This is a genomic window from Tranquillimonas alkanivorans (assembly GCF_900115595.1).
Classification (GTDB): Bacteria; Pseudomonadota; Alphaproteobacteria; order Rhodobacterales; family Rhodobacteraceae; genus Tranquillimonas; species Tranquillimonas alkanivorans.
Genome location: NZ_FOXA01000001.1, coordinates 314,960 through 335,466, shown reverse-complemented (window position 1 = coordinate 335,466; position 20,507 = coordinate 314,960). Strand labels below are relative to the sequence as shown.

The following is a 20,507-nucleotide window of genomic DNA, read 5'->3' as shown; positions in this document are numbered from 1 at the left end:
GAGTGGCGCGGCTGCGAGGGGAGGCACCCATGACCACCGCCGACGTGCTGGCCGACTACATCATTGCGCCCGATCCCGACCGCGCGGGACTGACCCGCCGGATCGAGGGCGTCGATCACACCGGCGCGCGCAGCGCCATCTCGGTGGTCGAGGAGCGGCCGCTGACGATCTTCCTCAACGGGCAGGAGATCGTCACCGCCATGACCATCGGCGATTATCCGGAATACCTCGCGCTCGGGTTCCTCAAGAACCAGGGCATGCTGCGCCCGGGCGAGACGGTGAAGGGCGTGGACTTCGACGAGGAACTCGAAACCGTCGTCGTCCGCACCGACGGGCAGACCCGCTATGAGGAGAAGCTGAAGAAGAAGACGCGCACCTCGGGCTGCGCCGTCGGCACCGTCTTCGGCGACATGATGGAGGGGCTCGAGGGCCTGACGCTCCCTCAGGCCGAGGCGCGGACCTCCTGGCTCTACGCGCTTGCCAACAAGATCAACCGCACGCCGTCGCTGTATCTGGAGGCCGGGGCGATCCACGGCACGGTGCTGTGCCGGGAAGACCGGCCGCTGGTTTACATGGAGGATGTGGGCCGGCACAACGCGGTGGACAAGATCGCCGGCTGGATGCTGTCCGAGGGCGTGGGGCCTGAGGACAAGATCCTGTACACCACCGGCCGGCTGACCTCTGAGATGGTGATCAAGACGGCGTTGATGGGCATCCCCGTCCTCGCCTCGCGCTCGGGCTTCACCGCCTGGGGGGTGGAGATCGCGCGGCAGGTCGGCCTGACGCTCATCGGCCGGATGCGCGGCAAGCGGTTCGTTTGCCTGTCGGGCGAAGAGCGGCTGGTGCGCGACGCCGACCCCGACGCAGTTGCCGACGAAGACAGGAAGCACCGCCGGAAGAGCGCGGTATGAGCGGACCCGGGTCGACGGCACCGCTCGGCGTCATCCTGGCCGGGGGACAGGCCCGGCGCATGGGCGGCGGCGACAAGGGGCTGCTGCCGCTCGCCGGCCGCCCGATCCTGTCGCACGTCATCGACCGCCTGTCGCCGCAGGTCGGGGGGCTCGCCCTCAACGCCAACGGCGATCCCGCACGTTTCGCCCGCTTCGGCCTTCCGGTCCTGCCCGACAGCGTCGAGGGCTTTCCCGGGCCTCTGGCCGGGGTGCTCGCGGGGCTGGAGTGGGCGGCCGGGCAGGGGGCCACGCATATCGTCACCGCCGCGGCCGACACCCCCTTCTTCCCCTGCGATCTGGTCCCGCGCCTGACGCTCGCGGCCGAGGAGGCGGGCACGCCGATCGCGCTGGCGGCCACGCCCGACCCCGAGCGCGGGCAGGTGCGCCACCCGACCTTCGGCCTGTGGCCCGTCGCCCTGCGCGACGACCTGCGCGCGGCGCTGGCCGAGGGGCTGCGCAAGGTGGTGCTCTGGACCGACCCGCACGGCGCGGCCGAGGCCGTGTTCCCGGTCGAGCGGCTCGACCCGTTCTTCAACGTGAACACGCCCGAGGACCTGGCGAAGGCAGAGGCGCTGGCGGAATGAAGCTCTATGGCGTGACCGGCTGGAAGAACGCGGGCAAGACCGGGCTGATGGAGCGGCTGGTGGCCGAGTTCGCGGGCCGGGGGCTCACCGTCTCGACGCTCAAGCACGCGCACCACACCTTTGACGTGGACCACCCGGGCAAGGACAGCCACCGCCATCGGGTCGCCGGAGCGCAGCAGGTTCTCCTGTCCTCGCGCAACCGCTGGGCGCTGATGAGCGAACTGCGCGGCGCGCCCGAGCCGTCGCTGGCGGATCTCCTGGCCCGGCTCGACCCGGTGGACCTGGTGCTGGTCGAGGGCTGGAAGCGCGACACGCATCCCAAGGTCGAGGCCTTCCGCGCCGAAACCGGCAACCCGCTGATCGCGCGGAACGACCCGACGGTTCGCGCCGTGGCCGCCGACTGCCCGCTCGACCTCGACCGCCCGGTGTTCGACCTCGACGACACCGCCGCCATCGCCGATTTCATCGCCGCGGAGCTGGGGCTGTGACCGGGTTCGACACCTTCGTGGTGGTGGATTGGTCGGCCCGGTCGCAGCCCTCGCCGGCCACGCCGACCGCCGACAGCATCTGGATCGCCGTCGCCCGCGACGGGCGCGCGACGACGGAATACCTGCGCACGCGCGCCGCGGCGACGGAGCGGCTGGTGCGGATCTTCGAGGACGAGCTGGCCCTCGGCCGCCGTGTGCTTGCCGGCTTCGACTTCCCCTTCGGCTATCCGGCGGGCTTTGCGGAAGCCGTGGCGGGGCGCCCCGACGCCCTGGCGCTCTGGGCGGCGCTGGCGGAGCGGGTAGAGGACGGCGAGGACAATGGCAACGACCGGTTCACCGCGGCGGCGGCGCTGAACGCCGTCTTCCCCGGCACCGGCCCGTTCTGGGGCCGGCCCGCTGGTCTGGACCTGCCGGGCCTGCCCGAGCGCGGCTCCGAGCGGGACGGCCACGGTTTGCCCGAACGCCGCGCGGTCGAGGCGCTCGTGCCTCGGGCGCAGCCGTGCTGGAAGCTCTTCACCACCGGCTCCGTCGGCTCGCAGGCGCTTCTCGGCCTGCCGCGCCTGCACGCCCTGCGAAACCGCTTCGGCGATCGCCTCTCCGTCTGGCCGTTCGAGTCGCCCGACGCCCCCATCGTCCTGGCCGAGGTTTATCCCTCGCTCGTGGATGCCGTGGTGCAGGAGGCAATCGGTCCGGAGGACATCAAGGACGAGGTGCAGGTGCGCGTGCTCGCCCGCGCGCTGGAAGAGATGCAGGCGCAGGGCACGCTCGGCCACGCGCTCACCGCCCCCGACGCGCCCGCGCTGGCCGAGGAAGGATGGATCCTCGGCGTCGGGGCCGAGGACGCCCTGCGCACCGCCGCCCGCGCCGCGCTCGCGCCGCCGAAGCTCGGCAACGACTGCTTCGCCCTGCCGCCCGGCGTGCACTGGACGCCGGTGGATGAGGCTCTGACGCTCCTGCGCGACCGCCTCGCTCCCGTCACCGCGACCGAGACCGTGCCTGTTGCGGGGGCCGAGGGCCGCATTCTCGCCGCCGACCATCTGGCGCGGCGGTCGAACCCGCCCGCGCCGAACTCTGCCGTCGACGGCTACGGCTTCGCGGGGCAGGCGGTGGGCGAGGGCGCGCAGCGCCTGCCGCTGCTGGAGGGCCGGGCCGCCGCCGGGGCACCCTATGTCGGAGCCGTGCCGCAAGGGGCAGCCATCCGCATCCTGACCGGCGCGACCCTGCCCGAGGGCGTGGACACCGTCGTGCTGGAGGAGGATACCACCCGCGCCGGCGGCCATGTCGCGTTCAACGGCCCCGTCCGGCCGGGCGCCAACACCCGCCGCGCGGGCGAGGATGTCGAGGCCGGCGCCGTGGCGCTGGAGGCCGGGCACCTGCTGCGCGCGCCCGATCTCGCGCTCCTCTCGGCGCTCGGGTTGGCCGAGGCGCACGTGCACCGCCGCCTTCGTGTTGCCGTCGTCTCCACTGGCGACGAACTCGCCGCCCCCGGCGCCACCGCCGACCCCGCCCGTACCTTTGATGCCAACCGCCCGATGCTCCTGTCGCTTGCCTCGCGCTGGGGCTACGCGCCGGTGGATCTCGGGCACGTGCCGGACGACCGCGAGACGCTGGCGGCGCGGCTGGACGAGGCGCGGAAGACGGCGGACGTCCTGCTGACCTCCGGCGGCGCCTCGGCGGGGGACGAGGATCATGTCTCGGCGCTGTTGCGCGAGCGCGGCGCGCTGCAGGCCTGGCGCATCGCGCTCAAGCCCGGCCGCCCGCTCGCGCTGGGGATGTGGGACGGGATGCCGATCTTCGGCCTGCCCGGAAACCCCGTCGCCGCCTTCGTCTGCACGCTGATCTTCGCCCGCCCCGCGCTGTCGCGCCTGGCCGGGGGGCGCTGGCTGGCCCCGCGGGGCTTCGACGTTCCGGCGGCCTTCGAGAAGCGCAAGAAGCCCGGGCGCCGGGAATACCTGCGCGCCCGTCTCACGCCCGAGGGCCATGCCGAGGTGTTCCGCTCCGAGGGCTCGGGCCGCATCTCGGGCCTGTCCTGGGCCGAGGGGCTGGTGGAGCTGGGCGACGAGGGCCGCCACGTGCACCGGGGCGACCCGGTCCGCTTCCTGCCCTACGGCAGCTTCGGGATCTGACCCCGCTGCATCTTTGGTCCTGAAATATCCTCGGGGGGAGCGCCGCAGGCGCGGGGGGCAGACAGCCCCCCTTTCTCAGTCGAAGGTGCCGGTGACGCGGCCCAGCAGCATGAACGCCCGTGCCGTGCGCGTGTCGGCCAGTGCGGCGATTTCCTGGTCCGACGCGCCCTGCTCGAAGGCCGCGAAGATCTGGTCGAAGCGGCGCAGGAAGTGGTGCGCGGCGTCGCGGAAGATCGCGTCGTTTTTCATCCGGGCCGCCGCCAGTCCCAGCGCGTCCTTGTCATGGATGCCGCCGAGCGCCGCGATGGCGCGGCCACGTTCGCCCTGCGCGAAGCGGCGCCACAGCTCGGGGCGGGCGCGGTCGGGGGCAAGGTCGTCCATGTAGACGCCGTCCTGGCTGAGCAGGGTCAGCACGTCTTGCGCGGCCTGGATCAGGTGCGCCGTGTTGCGGTCGCGCAGGGCGCGGCGCAGGGCGCGGAAGCCCTCGCGGTCCTCGGCCGTCTCGGGGAACTGGAGCGCCGCGATGAAGTCGCCGGTGGTCAGCTGCGCCTGCATCGCGTCCGCCGGCGTCTCGAGCCCGAGCGTCGGCTGTCCCTCGCCCTCGGCCGGCGCGGGGCCGGGCGGGGGCGGTTCGCTGCGCGGCGGAGGCGGCGGTGCGGCGGTGCGGATCGAGGTGAAGGTCGCCAGCGCCGTCTCGGTCTTCTTCGTGGTGGCCGCGATCTCCTGCAGCCGGCGCTCTACCTCGGGCGAGGCGCCGCCGGCCCTCTGCTGCGCCATGGACGACCGCAACCCCTCGACGGTGGCGCGCAGGCGCTGGGATTCGGCGCGCATGGCCGCGGCGCTTTTCACCGTGGCGTTGCCCAGCCAGATCAGCGCCACGGGCACGAAGACCGCCACCAGCGTCATCACGAAGCGCAGCGGGTCGACGCCGTCCTCGGTGCCGCGGCCCAGGAACAGGAAGGCCACGCCGGTCAGCAGCAGCCACAGCACGGACAGCACCAGCGCCACGAGGTCGGCGGGCGCGAAGCGCCGGGTCTCGGCGGTGCGGGACAGAAGGCCCCGTTCCGCCGGCCGGTCCTGTGGTGCGTCAGACATGCGGCCTCCGCTCCGGGTTGCGCTTCAGGAATAGGCGATGCTGAGGATCTCGTAGCTCTTCTCGCCGCCGGGAGTGCGCACCTCGACGCTGTCGCCCTCTTCCTTGCCGATCAGCGCGCGGGCGAGGGGCGACTTGATGTTCAGCCGTCCGTTCTCGATGTCGGCCTCGGGCTCGCCGACGATCTGGTACGTCTTCTCCTCGTCGGTGTCCTCGTCCACCAGCTTCACCGTCGCGCCGAACTTGACCGAGCCAGACAGCTTCGAGACGTCGATCACGTCGGCCAGCGACAGGATACCCTCGAGCTCCTTGATGCGGCCCTCGATGAAGGACTGCTTCTCGCGCGCCGAGTGATATTCGGCGTTTTCGCTCAGGTCGCCGTGCTCGCGCGCTTCGGCGATGGCCTTGATGATGGCGGGGCGTTCGACGGACTTGAGATGCTTCAGTTCGTCGTTCAGCGCGGAGTGGCCCGCGCGGGTCAGCGGTATCTTTTCCATGAAGGGCCGGGGCCTTTGCGTGAAAGGTGGTCGTCTGTTGGCTTTCCTCCTTAACTCAAGGGGTGCGGGCAAAGTCAAGCGGACGGCGCGGGCCGCGCACCGGGGCCGAATAACGCAGTGTTGCGATTGACCGCACGTCCACGCTTTGCAAAACCCGTTCGGACGCCGGTCCAAGCGGGAACGGCGCCCGGCAAGACAGGCGAGGGGACCCAGAATGGCCGAGGTGACGCGCGAGTCGATGGAATACGACGTGGTGATCGTGGGGGCGGGCCCGGCCGGCTTGTCAGCGGCGATCAGGCTCAAGCAGCTCGACCCCGATCTCGATGTCGTGGTGCTCGAGAAAGGGTCGGAAGTGGGGGCGCATACCCTGTCGGGTGCGGTGCTCGATCCCAGCGGGCTGGACGCGCTGATCCCCGACTGGAAGGAAAAGGGCGCGCCGGTCAACGTCCCGGTGACCGAGGATCACTTCTACGTCTTGGGCGAAGGCGGGAAGATGCGCGTGCCCAACGCCCTCATGCCCCCGCTGATGAACAACCACGGCAACTACGTCATCTCGCTGTCCAACCTCTGCCGCTGGATGGCCGAGCAGGCCGAGGAGCTGGGCGTCGAAGTGTTCCCGGGCATGGCGTGCTCGGACCTTGTCTATGGCGAGAACGGCGAGGTGAAGGGCGTGATCGCGGGCGAATTCGGCCTCCAGGCCGACGGAACGCCCGGCCCCTCTTACGAGCCGGGAATGGAGCTGCACGGCAAGTACGTGTTCCTGGGCGAGGGCGTGCGCGGGTCGCTGTCGAAGAAGGTCTGTGCCAAGTACGACCTCTATTCCGGCCGCGATGTGCCGAAATACGGCCTGGGCATGAAGGAAATCTGGGAGATCGACCCGGCCAAGCACCAGCCGGGCAAGGTCGTGCACACGATGGGCTGGCCGCTGGGCAAGAACGCGGGCGGCGGGTCGTTCATCTATCACATCGACAACAACCAGGTGCTCGTGGGCTTCGTCGTCCACCTGAACTACGCCAACCCGCACCTTTTCCCGTACATGGAGTTCCAGCGCTTCAAGCACCATCCGATGGTGGCCGAGCTGCTGAAGGGCGGCAAGCGCGTGGCTTATGGCGCGCGGGCGATCTCGGAGGGCGGCTACCAGTCGATGGCGCGCTCGGCCTTCCCCGGCGGGGCGCTTCTGGGCTGCTCGGTCGGGCTGGTGAACGTGCCGCGCATCAAGGGCAACCACAACGCCATGCTCTCGGGCAAGGCGGCGGCCGAAGCCGCGCACGAGGCGATCAAGGCCGGCCGTGCCGGCGACACGCTGGATGCCTACGAGACCGAGCTGCGCGAGGGCGCGGTGGGCCAGGACCTCAAGCGCGTGCGCAACGTCAAGCCGCTGTGGTCGAAGTACGGGCTGGGCGCGTCGATGACGCTGGGCGGCTTCGACATGTGGACCAACCACCTGTTCGGCAGCTCGGTTCTGGGCACGCTCAAGCACGGCAAGACCGATGCCGAGGCGACCGGCAAGGCGAAGGACTTCAAGAAGATCGAGTATCCGCGCCCCGACGGGGTGCTGTCCTTCGACCGGCTGACCAACGTGAGCTTCGCGATGACGAACCACGAGGAAAGCCAGCCCTGCCACCTGAAGCTGAAGGATCCGGAGCTTCCGGTGAAGGTCAACCTGCCCGAGTACGGCGGCCCCTCGGCGCGCTACTGCCCGGCGGGCGTGTACGAGTTCGTCGAGGAAGAGGGCAAGGAGCCCCGCTTCGTCATCAACTTCCAGAACTGCGTGCACTGCAAGACCTGCGACATCAAGGATCCGCTCCAGAACATCGACTGGACGACCCCGCAGGGCGGGGACGGGCCGAACTACCCCAACATGTAACGGTTGCGTCAGGAGCCGCCCCCGGGCGGCTCCGCCGCGTTGCGCCCCGGGGGGCGAGGGACTAGGTTTTACCGGACCGTCACACGCAGCAGAAGGTCCTGCCCATGCCCTTTACCCTTCGCCCCAGCAGCCTTGCCCTTGCCGCCTGCCTCGCCGTCAGCGGTGGCGCTGCAGTGGCGCAGGATTCGGGCGCCTACCTCGCCGCGCGCCACGCGCAGTTCTTCAGCGACTACGAGAAGGCGGCGCAGTACTACGCGCAGGCCCTGATCCGCGACGCGGCGAACCCCGACCTGCTGGAAAACGCCGTCACATCCTACGTCGCGATGGGCGATGTCGACCGGGCGGCGACCGTGGCTCGCCGGCTGATGCAGACCGGCACCGACAGCCAGGTGGCGAACATGGTGCTGATCGCCGAGCAGGCGAAAGAGAGCGACTGGAGCGCGATCCTTGCCGACATGGACGCCGGGCAGTCGGTCGGCCCGCTGTTCGACGGTCTGGTGCGCGGCTGGGCGCTGGTGGGCGAAGGGCGCATGTCCGACGCGCTCGAGGCGTTCGACGAGGTGGCCGAGACGCAGGGCGTTCGCGCCTTCGGCCTGTATCACAAGGCGCTCGCGCTGGCCTCGGCCGGGGATTACGAGGGGGCGGACGGGATTCTGTCGAGCGACGAGGACGGCGGCCTGCGCCTGACCCGGCGCGGCGTGGTGGCCCATGCCGAGGTGCTCAGCCAGCTGGGCCGCAACGACGACGCGCTCGCGTTGATCGATGAGTATTTCGGCGGCGCGCTCGACGCCTCGCTCGAGGCTTTGGTCGTCAAGCTCGAGACCGGTGAGCCGCTGCCCTTCGACTCGATCCGCCAGCCGGCGGACGGCGTTGCCGAGACCCTCCACTCCATCGCGAACGCGCTCAGCGGCGAGGCGGCCGAGGGCTATACGATCCTTTACTCCCAGCTCACCGAGTACCTGCGCCCGGGCCACATCGAGGCGCTGCTGCTGACGGCCGCGCTGCTTGAGCAGATGGAGCGCCACGATCTCGCCATCGAGGCGTATCGCAAGATCCCCCGTTCGGAGCCGGCCTTCGAGGCGGCCGAGATGGGCCGCGCCGAGGCGTTGCGCGCCTCGGGCAAGGAGGACGCGGCGATCGAGGTGATGCAGCAGCTGATCGAGCTGAACCCCGACAACACCATGCTGCACGTCCGCCTGGGCGACACACTGCGCGGCATGAACCGCTATGAGCAGGCGCGCCGCGCCTACGACGACGCGGTGGCGCAGTTCGAGGGCGAGTCCGAGGACCAGTGGATCGTCTATTTCTCGCGCGGCATCGCGAACGAGCGCACCGACCGCTGGGACGAGGCCGAGGCCGATTTCCGCAAGGCGCTGGACCTGCGCCCGGACCAGCCGCAGGTGCTGAACTACCTCGGCTATTCCTATGTCGAGATGGGTGAGAACCTGGACGAGGCGCTCGACATGATCGAGCGCGCCGTCGCCGCGCGACCCGAATCCGGCTACATCGCCGACTCGCTGGGCTGGGTGCTTTACCGCCTGGGCCGCTACGACGAGGCGGTGGAGCCGATGGAGCGTGCGGTCGAGCTTATGCCGGTCGACCCGGTGATCAACGACCACCTGGGCGACGTGCTGTGGTCCGTCGGGCGCGAGCGTGAGGCCGAGTTCCAGTGGAAGCGCGCCCTGTCCTTCATCGACGATGCCGAAGAGACCGAGGCCGACCCCAAGCGCATCCGCCGCAAGCTGGAAATCGGGCTGGACGCGGTGCTTGAGGACGAGGGCGAGCCGCTGTCTGTCGCCGATGGCAACTGAGGCCTTCGCACCGGCGAAGATCAACCTGACGCTCCACGTCACCGGCCGTCGGGACGACGGCTATCACCTGCTCGACAGTCTCGTGGTCTTCGCGGGCGCGGGCGACCGGGTGAGCGTCGAGCCGGCGCGCGACTGGTCGCTGCGGGTGATCGGGCCGCGGGCAGAGGGCGTGCCGGAGGATGACGGCAACCTGGTGCTGAAGGCCGCGCGGCTGATCGGCGGGGTGCCCTGCGCTATCACGCTGGACAAGCACTTGCCGACGGCCTCGGGCATCGGCGGCGGATCGTCCGACGCGGCGGCGGCGCTGCGGGCGCTGCACGCACTCGACGGCCGCCCGCTGCCCGGCGACACGCTTCCGCTTGGTGCCGACGTCCCCGTCTGCCTGTCCGCCCGGCCTGCCCGGATGCGCGGCATCGGCGAACGGCTGGACCCGGTGCCGGACCTGCCGTCGGTGAGCCTGGTGCTGGTCAATCCCGGCGTCGCCGTTTCGACGCCGGAGGTATTCCGCCTGCTCTCGACCCCCGACAACGCGCCGATGCCGCCCGAATTGCCGCAGTGGCGGGATGCGACGGCGCTCGCCGACTGGCTGGCGGGACAGCGCAACGATCTGGAACTGCCCGCCCGCACTGCCGAGCCTGCCATCGGCGTCGTGCTGTCGCGGCTCGCGGAGACCGAGGGCTGCCTGCTGGCGCGGATGTCTGGCTCGGGCGCGACCTGCTTCGGGCTTTACGCCGACGCCGTGGCCGCCGACGACGCCGCACGTGCCCTGCGCGAGCTGCATCCGGACTGGTGGGTGGAGGCCTGCGGGCTGGCCTAGCTGATCCGCGCGACCACGTAGTCGGCCAGGTCGTGCAGCATGTCGCGCAGCTCGCCCTCGGGCGCCTCGCGCAGCGCGTCCTTGGCCCGGTCGGCCCAACCAAGCGCTTCCTTGCGCACCTCCTCCAGCGCGCCGTGCCGTTCGAGCAGCTCCCTGGCGCGGGCCACGTCGCCCTCGCGCTGGTCGCCCTTCTCGATCGTGCGGGTCCAGAACGTCCGCTCTTCGATGCTGGCGGCGGCAACGGCGTGGATCATCGGCAGGGTCAGCTTGCGCTCGCGGAAGTCGTCGCCGGTGTTCTTGCCGATGGTGTCACCGTCCGTCCAGTCGAGCAGGTCGTCGACCATCTGGAACGCGATCCCCAGCGCGTCGCCATAGGTCCACAGCGCCCGTACCAGCGGCTCGGGCGCGCCGGCGATCACGCCGCCCACCTCGGCCGCGGCCGAAAACAGCGCCGCCGTCTTGCCGCGCACGACCTTCAGGTACGTCTCGGGGCCCGTCGACAGGTTCTGCGCCGCCGTAAGCTGGAGCACCTCGCCCTCGGAGATCGTGGCCGAGGCGTTGGCCAGAATGTCGAGCACGCGCAGCGATCCTGTCTCGACCATCAGCTGGAACGAGCGGGCGAACAGGTAGTCGCCGACCAGCACGCTCGACTTGTTGTCCCACAGCAGGTTCGCGGTCGGCCGCCCGCGCCGCCGGTCGCTTTCGTCCACCACGTCGTCGTGCAGCAGCGTGGCGGTGTGGATGAACTCCACCGTCGCCGCGAGCTTCGTGTGATCCTCGCCCTCATAGCCGCACATGCGCGCGGCGGCGAGCGTCAGCATCGGGCGGACGCGCTTGCCGCCCGCCTCGATCAGGTGGGCCGTCACCTCCGGGATGCGGGGCGCGTGTTCGGACGACATCCGCTGGCGGATCAGCGCGTCGACCGCCGTCAGCTCGGTAGCCAAGGCGGTGGCGAGGCGCTCGTGCGGTTTCGCTGTCGGCGCGTCCAGTCCCATCACTCGTCCGTCATCGGTGCTCGACACGCCCCGCGGGCTGCCATTAACTCCCCGGCATGAAAGAGCTGATCCGCACCACCGATCCGACTCTCGTCGCCTATGCCAAGGCCCTTCTTCAGGGCGAGCATATAGATTGCTTCGAGATGGACGTCCATATGAGCGTCCTCGAGGGCTCCATCGGAATTTTGCCGCGCCGGATCATGGTGCGGGACGAGGATCTGTTCATCGCCCGCGCCGTGCTGAAGGACAACGACATCCCGCTCGAGGGATGAGAATGGGCGACCTGACCCGCGACGCCTTTCTCGGCGGGCGCGTGATCCTCTGGCAGCCGGCGAAAGGGTACCGCGCCGGGGTGGACCCGGTGCTGCTGGCCGCCGCTGTGCCCGCCGTGGCGGGGCAGACGGCGCTGGACCTTGGCTGCGGTGTCGGCGCGGCGGCGCTGTGCCTGGCGGCGCGGGTGCCCGGTGTTTCGGTCGTGGGGCTGGAGCGGCAGCCGGACTACGCGGCGCTGGCGCGGCGCAACGCCGAGGAAAACGGTGCGGCCTTCGAGGTGTTCGAGGGCGACCTGGCCGCGCCCCCCGCGGCCCTGCGGCAGATGCAGGTCGCTCACGTCCTCGCCAACCCGCCCTACTACGACGCCGCCGCGCGCTCGGCCGCCGCCGATCCGGGGCGGGAGGCCGCCCTGGCCGAGGAGACGCCGCTTGCCGTCTGGCTCGACGCCGGGCTGCGGCGGCTGAAGCCGCGCGGCACGTTCAGCCTGATCCAGCGCGCCGACCGCCTGCCGGACCTTCTGTCGGCCTGCGACGCGCGCCTGGGCAGCCTGACCCTGCGCCCGGTGGTCCCGCGCGATGGGCGCAATGCCAGCCTTGTGCTGTTGCAGGGGGTGAAGGGCGGGCGTGCCGCCTTCCGCCTTCTGCCGCCGCTGGTCATGCACGAGGGGGCGCGGCACGAACGGGACGGGGAAAGCTACCGCCCCGAGGTGTCGGCGGTGCTGCGGGACGCGGCGGCGTTGCCGCGTTAAGCAAAAAATTACCAGATGAGTCGGAATATGTGACTGATGCGTGACAATGACATCGGTCTGTGATGCACTTTGTTTCGCGGCGGCATTCTGGCCGCTGCGCCACACCTTGAGAGGAGGACCGCGATGAGCCTGAGTTCACACCTGAACGAACTGAGGAGAAAGCATCAAACTCTCTCGCAGGAGGTCGAAACGGCGCAACGCAGCCCCGGCTCGAACGACCTCCAAATCGCTGAACTAAAGAAGCAAAAGCTCCGCTTGAAGGAGCAGATCCAAAGGCTGTCGCAACACTAGGAGCTTCTGGCGCTGGCGCGGGCCGCCAGCGCTGCCCCGCCGGCGATGAGCGCGGCGGCCGCGATCAGGAGCCACGAGGCCGGGGCGATACCGGCAAGAATCAGCAAGGCGGTGGACAGGAGCGGTGCCGCATAGGACGCCACGCCCAGAAGCTGGATGTCCCCGCGTTTCACCCCGATATCCCAGACATAAAAGGCCAGCCCCACCGGCCCGAGTCCCAGCGCAACGGCCGAGGCCCATCCGACCGTATCCCGCGGTCAGACCGTTTCTTCCAGCGCGAGGTGCGCGAGCAGGGACAGAACCGCCGAGGCTGTGCAGAAGACGGCGACGCTGTCGGTCGGTGTGCCGCCAAGGCGGCGGGACAGGACGGAATAGCTGCTCCAGGTCAGGGCGCAGAGGATTGCGAAGCCGTAACCGGGCAAGGCGGCGTGGTCGAAGGCCAGGCCCGCGCGGCCGAGGATCAGGGCCGCTCCGGTGAAGCCGACGAGGCCGCCGAGCACGTGACCGCGACGCAGCCGTTCGCCGGGCAGGAGGCCCGAGAAGAGCACGATGAGCAGGGGCCAGAGATAGGCGATCAGCCCCGCCTCGGCCGGGGGCGCGTTGCGCAGGGACGAGAAGTAGAAGAAGTGGTATCCGAAAAGTCCCGCGGTTCCAAAGAGATACACGCGAAGCGGGACGGCGAGCAGGCGGCTCGCGCCGCCGGTCGCGGCGACCCAGACCAGGCCGATGACGCCGCCGATGGCGAAGCAGATCGCGTTGAGCTGGAAGGGCGGGATCGGGGCGGAGCCGACCGTGAGCAGGGCGAGCAGCGCCCAGAGAAGGACGGCGACGAAACCGATGGCGGTGGCGCGGGTGCGCGTGGTGGAGGGGGAGGAGGCGGCGGACATGGGCGCGGATTAGCCCGCGGGGGCCGGTCGAAAAAGGACGAAACGTGCATTCCCGGACCAACGGTGTACATTTTCGCCCCCGGCGCCGAAGGGCGAGGTTTAACGGCTGTGCAAGGATTGGCTGCTAGAGGTCGGGATGCGCCTTCAGGAAGGCGCGGGCGTCCTCTTCTCCCTGGTCCCAGGTGCGGCGGATCTTGCCGGGGTCGGTGAAGTCGATCTTGTCTGCCGGCACCTCGTCTGAAGGTTCGACGAAGGTGCAGCGTTCGTCGCCCGGCAGGCGGTCGTAGCGGCGGGTCAGCAGGACGAGCGTGCGGCCCTCGTCCGGTTCGGGCGTCGGCACCTGGCTGAACATGCCGCCGTCGATCACCGGCCGGTCGTTCCAGAGCGGCAGGTCGAAGATCGGCGGGATCGTCGCGGCGGCGATCACCAGTTCGGCCAGCCGCCCCTCGGCCGCGACGGCGCGGGCGTCGACGAGGGAGTGACCAAGGCCCATGCGCCCCGGCCACTGGCCGTCGGGGCGCGAGAGGGTGTGCAGCTCGGCCTCGTAAAGCAGGGTCGAGATCATGCCTCCGAGCTTGGGCATCAGGCTGAGCGGCGGATGCGCGAGGAGGATCTGGAAGTGCGGCCCGGCCGCCACGTGCTTCTGCGCGTCGGCGTCAAGCACCGTCTCGACGACCTCGCGGTACAGGCGCTGGTGCGGGGTCAGGCCGCCATCCTCGCGCACGTGCCAGTTCACGTTGCTGTCCTGGTCGCGGAACGCGTCCTGCATCACCTCGAGCAGCCGCCGTTCGCGCCCGGCCAGATAGCACGCCCCGGCCAGCGCTCCGCCCGACACACCGGCGACGCGGGCGGGGGCAATCGGCACCTTGTCGCAGAACACCTCCATGAAGCCGCCTTGCCAGAAACAGCGGGTGCCGCCGCCTGAGAAGACGATTTGCTCGAACGGGGAAATCTGCGTGTCGCTCATAGCGGTCGCGGGGCGGCCGGGCCGCCCCGCCCCTTCTTCAGCGTTCGACGCAGAGGGCGACGCCCATGCCGCCGCCGATGCACAGCGTGGCGAGGCCGTTCTTCGCGTCCCGGCGCTTCATCTCGAACAGGAGCGTGTTCAGGACCCGCGCGCCCGAGGCGCCGATGGGATGGCCGATGGCGATGGCGCCGCCATTGACGTTCACCTTCTCGGGATCCCAACCCATGTCTTTGTTCACGGCGCAGGCTTGGGCGGCGAAGGCCTCGTTCGCCTCGATCAGGTCGAGGTCGTCGACCTTCCAGCCGGCTTTCTCCAGCGCCTTGCGGCTGGCATGGATCGGGCCCACGCCCATGATCGACGGATCGAGCCCGGCGGTCGCGTAGGAGGCGATGCGCGCCAGCGGCTCGATGCCGCGCTTCTCGGCCTCGTCGGCGGACATCAGGAGCACGCCGGCCGCGCCGTCGTTGATGCCGGACGCGTTCGCGGCGGTCACGCTGCCGTCCTTGGTGAAGGCCGGGCGCAGCTTCTGCATCGCCTCGATGGTGGCGCCGTGGCGGATGTATTCGTCCTTGTCCACGACGATGTCGCCCTTGCGGGTCTTGACCGTGTAGCTGACGATTTCGTCCTGAAAGCGCCCGGCGTTCTGCGCCTCTTCGGCCTTGTTCTGCGAGCGGACGGCGAACTCGTCCTGCTGATCGCGGCTGATCTGCCACTTCTCGGCGACGTTCTCGGCCGTCTGGCCCATGTGGTAGCCGTTGAAGGCATCCCACAGGCCGTCCTTGATCATGGTGTCGATGAACTTCATGTCGCCCATCTTGTGCCCGTTGCGCAGGTTGGCGCAGTGGGGCGACATCGACATGTTTTCCTGCCCGCCGGCTGCGACGATCGAGGCGTCGCCCAGAAGGATGTGCTGCGCGCCGAGCGCGACGGCCCGCAGGCCCGAGCCGCAGACCTGGTTGATGCCCCAGGCGGCGCTTTCCTGCGGAAGACCGGCGTTTATGTGCGCCTGGCGCGCCGGGTTCTGGCCCTGGCCGGCGGTCAGCACCTGGCCCAGGATCGTTTCGGACACCTCGCCCTTGTCGATACCCGCGCGCTCGACGATGGCCTGCAGCACGGTGGCGCCGAGGTCATGGGCCGGCGTGTTGGCGAAGGCGCCCCCGAAGCTGCCCACGGCGGTCCGGGCGGCCGAGGCGATTACGACGTTGGTCATGTGAATACTCCCTCTCATCCGTCAAACGACAGGCGAGAGGACGCGGCGACGCAAGGCCGGCGACCGGCGTCCTCCGCCGGATTACAGCGAGTGTTAGGCGGCGCGGGGCCCGAGCGCAACGGAGGAGATGCCGCGCCGGCGTCAGCCGGCCGCGGCTTCGGACGGTGCGGCGTCCCACCGGGGGCGCAGGGTGGGCGCGCCGAAATAGTAGCCCTGCATGCATTCGACCCCCAGCCGGACGAGGCAGTCCGCATCTTCCCGCGCCTCGACGCTTTCGGCGACGGTGACCATGTCGAAGTGCTGCCCGATGGCGACCATCGCGCGCACCAGCGCCTGGTTGTCCGGGTTGCGGCGGATGCCGCGCACGAACTGGCCGTCGATCTTGAGGATGTCGAAGTAAAGCTCGCGCAGGTGGCGCAGGGCGGTGTAGCCGGCGCCGAAGCTGTCGACGGCGAAGCTGACGCCGCGGTTCTGAAGCTCGGCCATGAAGGCCTGCACCACGTCGGGCATCAGGATGGCCGAGCTTTCCGTGATCTCGAGGATCAGCCGCTCGCCCAGTTCGGGATCGTCGCGCAGCCGGTCGTCGAGCAGGCGTTGCCAAGGGGCGTAGCCGATGGAGCGCGCCGACATGTTGATGGCGAGCCTGAGATCCATCCGCTCGGACAGTTTCTCGAGCCCGAAGTCGAGCGCGAGCACGTCGAGCCGGCGGCCGAGTTCATGGGTTTCCACCACGCCGATGAAGTCGCGCGCGGGGATGATCCGGCCGCGGTCGTCGAGCACGCGGATCAGCCCTTCGTAGAAGGCCGGATAGTTCGGCCGCCCCGAGGGGACGATCGGCTGATAGGCGAGCGCGACGTTCCGTTCGTTCACCGCCCGCGCGACCATCGCCATCACGTCGCGGTCTCGCGCCTCGACCGCCGCGGCAAGCGGGCTTTCCAGCGCCGGGTCCGGCGGGATGTGGTCCGGTGTCGTCATTCCTGTCCCCTTCCGACGATGCGAATCCCCCTCGATCCATCGGGCCACCTTGCGCCCGGCGGGATAACGATGCGTAAAAGGTCAAATTCGACAGGTTTCCGGGGGCAGAGGATGGGCGAGCGATGCGGCTGGTGCGGGACGGACCCGCTTTACGTGGCCTACCACGACGATGAGTGGGGCGTGCCCGAGCGGGACGGCCGTGCACTGTGGGAAAAGCTGGTGCTCGACGGCTTCCAGGCGGGGCTGAGCTGGATCACCATCCTGCGCAAGCGCGACGCCTTCCGCTCGGCCTTCGCCGGGTTCGACCCGGAGATGGTTGGGAGTTGGGGCGAGGCTGACGTGGCTCGGCTCCTGGCCGATCCGGGCATCGTGCGTCACCGCGGCAAGATCGAGGCGACCATCGGCAACGCGCGGGCGTATCTGGACATCGAGGCGCGGGAGGGGTTCGCCGCCTTCCTGTGGGATCACGTGGACGGGCGCCCGGTGCAGAACCGCTTCGCGACGCTGGCCGAGGTGCCGACCGAGACAGCGGTGTCGCGCGCCATGTCGAAGGCGCTGAAGGCGCGCGGCTTCCGGTTCTGCGGGCCGACCATCGTCTATGCCTTCATGCAGGCGACGGGGATGGTGAACGACCACCTCGTGACCTGCCCCTGCCATGACCGGGTGGCCGCGTCAGGGTAGCGGGGCGTAGCCCGTCAGCAGGACCAGAAGCGGCAGCGGGGCGGCGGCGACGGCCACGGACAGAAGGAAGCCCGCGGGCGTGAACAGGCGGCTCATTCCGGCGACCAGCGCGATGCCGCCGCCGCCGCCCAGCAGCGCGCTGCCGGGGAAGTTCAGCGCCACGGCGAGCGCGACGTAGCGGTGGCGCAGAAGGAACGGCACCAGCCGGTTGGGCGCGTGCCGGGCGAGGTGATCGCGCCGTTCGTCGGGGCTCATCCCTTTGCTTTGGCGCACGAGCGCGGCGGCGCGGGCCAGGCCGAGGGCGGCGAAGGCGCGGGCGAGCCGCTCGGGCGGGATCACGCGGCCGGCGAGGAAGGACAGGGACAGCGCGGCGACCATTCCGGCATAGACCAGCGCCGCCACCGTGTCGCCGAAGGCGGCCATCAGGGCAATCCCGATCTCGGCCCCAGGCACGAATGGCGCGGCGGAGGCGAGGACGAACACCACCGTCACCACGGCCAGCATCAGGGGCATGCCCGAGGGCGTCTCGCTGCCGGGTTCGAGATGCAGCGCCCCGGGAAGCCAGAGGCCCAGCACCAGCCCGCCGCCGATCAGACAGAGGTAGAGGAGGAGCAGGACGGCCCGCCTGTTCACGCGGCGCGTCCCACGAATGGCGAGACGATTGCGCCTGTCGACCCCTGCCGCCCGGCGCGGTCTCGCATCGCCGGTCAGCTTTCGCCGGCGATCAGCGCCCTCAGGATGGCCTTGGCGCTGTCGCCGGCCCAGTCCGCGCCGCCCTGAAGGCGGCCGATCTCGCGCCCCTCGGGGTCGAGGATCACGGTGACCGGCAGGCCGAACACCGCCATGTCGCGGGCGAGCGCCTGCTTCGGGTCGAGCAGGATGGGCAGGGTCTCGATCCCCTCTTCACCGAAGAAGTCCTCGATTCCGGCGAGCGTGTTGCGGCCGGTGGCGACGGGGACGACCTCGAACGTCTCGCCGCCGAGTTCGGCCTGCAGCGCGTCGAGCGCCGGCATCTCTTCGCGGCAGGGGGCGCACCAGGTGGCCCAGAAGTTCAGCAGGACGTGCTTGCCCGCATAGTCCGACAGGGCGTGTTCGCCTCCCTCGGGGTCGGTGAAGGTGGCGTCGGAGGCCGCCTGCGGCTCGGAATGGAACGTCAGCTTCCTCATGTCGCCCTCGCGCAGCGCCTCGAGCGCGGAGGTGTCGGCGAGTGCGCCATTTGCGCCGGTCAGGACCGCCGTGTAGAGGAGTGCGGACGTCAGAACCTTCTTCAGCTTCACCGGGGGCCTCCCATGACCGATCAATCCTCGAACGCGATGTGGGGCGGGCGTTTCGCCGCCGGGCCGGACGCGATCATGGAGGCGATAAACGCCTCGATCTCGTTCGACAAGCGGCTGGCCGCACAGGACATCGCGGGCTCGCGCGCCCATGCCGCCATGCTGGCCGCGACGGGCATCGTGGAGGCTAACGAGGCCGAGGCGATGCGGGAAGGACTGCTCACGGTCTTGTCAGAGATCGAGGCGGGCGACTTCGCGTTCTCGACGGCGCTCGAGGACATCCACATGAATGTGGAGGCGCGGCTGAAGGAGATCATCGGCCCCTCGGCGGGCCGGCTGCACACCGCGCGGTCGCGCAACGACCAGGTGGCGACGGATTTCCGGCTGTGGGTGCGCGACCAGATCGACGCGGCGGTCGAGGGGCTGGACGCTCTCTCGCGGTCGCTTCTCGCCCAGGCGGAGGCCGGGGCGGACTGGGTGATGCCGGGCTTTACCCACCTGCAGACGGCGCAACCGGTGACCTGGGGCCACCACATGATGGCCTATGTCGAGATGTTCCAGCGCGACGCTTCGCGATTCCGCGACGCGCGGGCGCGGATGAACGAATGCCCGCTGGGCGCCGCCGCACTGGCCGGCACATCCTTTCCCATCGACCGCGAGATGACGGCGCAGGCGCTGGGTTTCGACCGGCCCTGCGCCAATTCGCTCGACGCCGTGTCGGACCGTGACTTCGCGCTGGAATTCCTGTCGGCGGCGTCGATCTGCGCGATGCACCTGAGCCGCTTCGCCGAGGAGCTGGTGATCTGGTCCTCGGCGCAGTTCCGCTTCGTGGCGCTGTCCGACCGCTTCTCGACCGGGTCGTCGATCATGCCGCAGAAGAAGAACCCGGACGCGGCCGAGCTGATCCGCGCCAAGATCGGGCGGATCTTCGGGGCGAACGTGGCGCTGATGACGGTGATGAAGGGACTGCCCTTGGCATATTCCAAGGATATGCAGGAGGACAAGGAGCAGGTCTTTGACGCCGCCGACAACCTGATGCTGGCGCTGGCCGCGATGACAGGCATGGTCGGCGACATGACCGCCAACCGCGACGCGCTGCGCGCCGCCGCCGCCTCGGGGTTTTCGACGGCGACCGACCTGGCCGACTGGCTGGTGCGCGAGCTGAACCTGCCGTTCCGCGACGCGCACCATGTCACCGGCACGCTTGTGGCGATGGCCGAGAGCAAGGGCTGCGACCTGCCGGACCTTTCGCTGGCCGACATGCGCTCGGTGCACGAGGGGATCACCGAGGCCGTCTTCGACGTGCTGGGGGTCGAGAACTCCGTCGCGAGCCGCATGTCCTATGGCGGGACCGCACCCGAACAGGTGCGGGCGCAGGTGGCGCGCTGGACGGAGAAGCTGGGATGAAGTGGATCGCGGGGACCGCGCTGGCGGCGCTGCTTGCCGGCTGCGGAGTGGATGGCGCGCCCGAGCCGGTGCGCCCGGTCGAGGCTGACACGAACATGACCGTGCGCGGCGAGGCGAGCATCGGCGTCGTCGGCGTGTTCTGATGCGCCGCCTGCGCTGGCTGTTCCTCGCGCTCGCGGCTTGGGGCGCGGTCCACCCGCTGTGGTGGTTCACGGCGTGGTTGCGGGCCAACGACTGGGACTGGGGCGGCATGATCGACGCCTGGTACGCCAACGCGAGCGTCACGGGCCTGACCTGGGACCTGACGATCTCGGCCATCGCGTTCACCGTCTGGGCCGTGGCCGAAAGCGTGATTTCGCGGGACTGGACGCGGCTGGTGGCAGTGCCCGTCACCGTCCTGATCGGGCTGAGCTGTGCGCTGCCGCTGTACCTGTTCCTGCGTCTTCGGCGGGACTGAGACGGCCTGCGGCGCTTCGGCTGTGGTCGCGGGACCATGAGTATTTTCGGCAAGAGGAAGGCCTGGGCGTTGCCGCGGCGGGCGGGTCTGGTATGAGGCGCGCGAGCGA

At 70.0% G+C, this 20,507-nt stretch carries 22 protein-coding genes and 1 pseudogene; 14 read left to right on the top strand and 9 right to left on the bottom strand.

The window, feature by feature from the left end:
- Positions 1-29: 29 nt before the first annotated feature.
- Genes fdhD through BM162_RS01670 form a run of 4 tightly spaced genes read left to right on the top strand, consistent with a single transcriptional unit; the run spans position 30 to position 4,148 of the window.
- Positions 30-911 carry a formate dehydrogenase accessory sulfurtransferase FdhD gene (gene fdhD, locus BM162_RS01685; protein ID WP_093416814.1) on the top strand — a complete coding sequence of 294 codons (882 nt, stop codon included), beginning with the start codon at positions 30-32 and terminating at the stop codon, positions 909-911.
- Positions 908-1,534, top strand: a complete 627-nt coding sequence (gene mobA / locus BM162_RS01680) for a molybdenum cofactor guanylyltransferase MobA (protein ID WP_093416812.1) — start codon at positions 908-910, stop codon at positions 1,532-1,534. Before fdhD ends, mobA begins: the two co-directional genes overlap by 4 nt.
- On the top strand, positions 1,531-2,022 hold the full coding sequence (mobB, locus tag BM162_RS01675; RefSeq protein WP_093416808.1) for a molybdopterin-guanine dinucleotide biosynthesis protein B: 492 nt from the start codon (positions 1,531-1,533) through the stop codon (positions 2,020-2,022). The genes mobA and mobB overlap by 4 nt, the downstream gene beginning before the upstream one ends.
- Positions 2,019-4,148 carry a molybdopterin-binding protein gene (locus tag BM162_RS01670; protein ID WP_093416805.1) on the top strand — a complete coding sequence of 710 codons (2,130 nt, stop codon included), beginning with the start codon at positions 2,019-2,021 and terminating at the stop codon, positions 4,146-4,148. Before mobB ends, BM162_RS01670 begins: the two co-directional genes overlap by 4 nt.
- A 75-nt stretch (positions 4,149-4,223) precedes the next feature.
- Here BM162_RS01670 and BM162_RS01665 read toward each other — a convergent pair whose 3' ends face one another.
- The gene (locus tag BM162_RS01665) at positions 4,224-5,243 is read right to left on the bottom strand and encodes a hypothetical protein (protein WP_177215009.1); all 1,020 of its coding nucleotides are present in this window, start codon (positions 5,241-5,243) and stop codon (positions 4,224-4,226) included.
- Positions 5,244-5,267: 24 nt separating this feature from the next.
- Positions 5,268-5,738: a transcription elongation factor GreA gene (greA, locus tag BM162_RS01660; RefSeq protein ID WP_093416803.1), complete on the bottom strand. Its 471-nt coding sequence runs from the start codon at positions 5,736-5,738 to the stop codon at positions 5,268-5,270.
- Between the two features lie 214 nt (positions 5,739-5,952).
- On the opposite strand from greA, the gene BM162_RS01655 reads away from it, so the two are divergent.
- The 3 genes from BM162_RS01655 (at position 5,953) to BM162_RS01645 (ending at position 10,233) form a co-directional block, all read left to right on the top strand.
- Complete coding sequence (locus BM162_RS01655) at positions 5,953-7,605, top strand: electron transfer flavoprotein-ubiquinone oxidoreductase (protein ID WP_093416800.1); 1,653 nt, start codon at positions 5,953-5,955, stop codon at positions 7,603-7,605.
- Between the two features lie 104 nt (positions 7,606-7,709).
- Positions 7,710-9,416, top strand: a complete 1,707-nt coding sequence (locus tag BM162_RS01650) for a tetratricopeptide repeat protein (RefSeq protein ID WP_093416797.1) — start codon at positions 7,710-7,712, stop codon at positions 9,414-9,416.
- Complete coding sequence (locus BM162_RS01645) at positions 9,406-10,233, top strand: 4-(cytidine 5'-diphospho)-2-C-methyl-D-erythritol kinase (RefSeq protein WP_093416795.1); 828 nt, start codon at positions 9,406-9,408, stop codon at positions 10,231-10,233. The genes BM162_RS01650 and BM162_RS01645 overlap by 11 nt, the downstream gene beginning before the upstream one ends.
- On the opposite strand, the gene BM162_RS01640 is transcribed toward BM162_RS01645, so the two are convergent.
- The gene (locus BM162_RS01640) at positions 10,230-11,228 is read right to left on the bottom strand and encodes a polyprenyl synthetase family protein (protein WP_093416792.1); all 999 of its coding nucleotides are present in this window, start codon (positions 11,226-11,228) and stop codon (positions 10,230-10,232) included. The two genes, BM162_RS01645 and BM162_RS01640, sit on opposite strands and share 4 nt — an antisense overlap.
- A gap of 56 nt (positions 11,229-11,284) precedes the next feature.
- On the opposite strand from BM162_RS01640, the gene BM162_RS01635 reads away from it, so the two are divergent.
- The 3 genes from BM162_RS01635 to BM162_RS01625 all read left to right on the top strand — a co-directional run bounded on the left by BM162_RS01635 (position 11,285) and on the right by BM162_RS01625 (position 12,540).
- A complete protein-coding gene (locus BM162_RS01635) occupies positions 11,285-11,500 on the top strand; it encodes a putative signal transducing protein (RefSeq protein WP_093416790.1) in 216 nt (71 codons plus the stop codon).
- A gap of 2 nt (positions 11,501-11,502) precedes the next feature.
- Positions 11,503-12,249: a tRNA1(Val) (adenine(37)-N6)-methyltransferase gene (locus BM162_RS01630; protein WP_439332809.1), complete on the top strand. Its 747-nt coding sequence runs from the start codon at positions 11,503-11,505 to the stop codon at positions 12,247-12,249.
- A 123-nt stretch (positions 12,250-12,372) separates the two neighbouring features.
- The gene (locus BM162_RS01625; RefSeq protein WP_093416785.1) at positions 12,373-12,540 is read left to right on the top strand and encodes a YdcH family protein; all 168 of its coding nucleotides are present in this window, start codon (positions 12,373-12,375) and stop codon (positions 12,538-12,540) included.
- Here BM162_RS01625 and yddG read toward each other — a convergent pair.
- The 4 genes and pseudogenes from yddG to BM162_RS01605 all read right to left on the bottom strand — a co-directional run bounded on the left by yddG (position 12,537) and on the right by BM162_RS01605 (position 16,579).
- Positions 12,537-13,427: pseudogene (gene yddG, locus BM162_RS01620) on the bottom strand (aromatic amino acid exporter YddG). The gene BM162_RS01625 and the pseudogene yddG sit on opposite strands and share 4 nt — an antisense overlap.
- 124 nt (positions 13,428-13,551) lie before the next feature.
- Positions 13,552-14,394, bottom strand: a complete 843-nt coding sequence (locus tag BM162_RS01615; RefSeq protein WP_093416782.1) for a patatin-like phospholipase family protein — start codon at positions 14,392-14,394, stop codon at positions 13,552-13,554.
- Positions 14,395-14,431: 37 nt separating this feature from the next.
- Complete coding sequence (locus BM162_RS01610; RefSeq protein WP_093416779.1) at positions 14,432-15,604, bottom strand: acetyl-CoA C-acetyltransferase; 1,173 nt, start codon at positions 15,602-15,604, stop codon at positions 14,432-14,434.
- A gap of 141 nt (positions 15,605-15,745) precedes the next feature.
- Complete coding sequence (locus BM162_RS01605) at positions 15,746-16,579, bottom strand: EAL domain-containing protein (RefSeq protein WP_093416777.1); 834 nt, start codon at positions 16,577-16,579, stop codon at positions 15,746-15,748.
- A 111-nt stretch (positions 16,580-16,690) separates the two neighbouring features.
- Here BM162_RS01605 and BM162_RS01600 point away from each other — a divergent pair, with 111 nt between their 5' ends.
- Positions 16,691-17,260, top strand: a complete 570-nt coding sequence (locus BM162_RS01600; protein ID WP_093416774.1) for a DNA-3-methyladenine glycosylase I — start codon at positions 16,691-16,693, stop codon at positions 17,258-17,260.
- On the opposite strand, the gene BM162_RS01595 is transcribed toward BM162_RS01600, so the two are convergent.
- Together BM162_RS01595 and BM162_RS01590 are read right to left on the bottom strand one after the other, a co-directional pair.
- The gene (locus tag BM162_RS01595) at positions 17,252-17,893 is read right to left on the bottom strand and encodes a hypothetical protein (protein WP_093416772.1); all 642 of its coding nucleotides are present in this window, start codon (positions 17,891-17,893) and stop codon (positions 17,252-17,254) included. The two genes, BM162_RS01600 and BM162_RS01595, sit on opposite strands and share 9 nt — an antisense overlap.
- 74 nt (positions 17,894-17,967) lie before the next feature.
- The gene (locus BM162_RS01590; RefSeq protein ID WP_245759155.1) at positions 17,968-18,531 is read right to left on the bottom strand and encodes a TlpA family protein disulfide reductase; all 564 of its coding nucleotides are present in this window, start codon (positions 18,529-18,531) and stop codon (positions 17,968-17,970) included.
- 18 nt (positions 18,532-18,549) lie between these two features.
- Between BM162_RS01590 and argH the strand changes: the two genes are divergently transcribed.
- Genes argH through BM162_RS01580 form a run of 3 tightly spaced genes read left to right on the top strand, consistent with a single transcriptional unit; the run spans position 18,550 to position 20,398 of the window.
- Complete coding sequence (gene argH / locus BM162_RS01585) at positions 18,550-19,941, top strand: argininosuccinate lyase (protein WP_143096096.1); 1,392 nt, start codon at positions 18,550-18,552, stop codon at positions 19,939-19,941.
- Positions 19,938-20,084 (top strand): argininosuccinate lyase, encoded by a 147-nt coding sequence (locus BM162_RS22330; protein WP_143096095.1) that lies wholly within the window; start codon positions 19,938-19,940, stop codon positions 20,082-20,084. The genes argH and BM162_RS22330 overlap by 4 nt, the downstream gene beginning before the upstream one ends.
- A complete protein-coding gene (locus BM162_RS01580; protein WP_093416764.1) occupies positions 20,084-20,398 on the top strand; it encodes a DUF2834 domain-containing protein in 315 nt (104 codons plus the stop codon). The genes BM162_RS22330 and BM162_RS01580 overlap by 1 nt, the downstream gene beginning before the upstream one ends.
- Positions 20,399-20,507 lie beyond the last annotated feature (109 nt).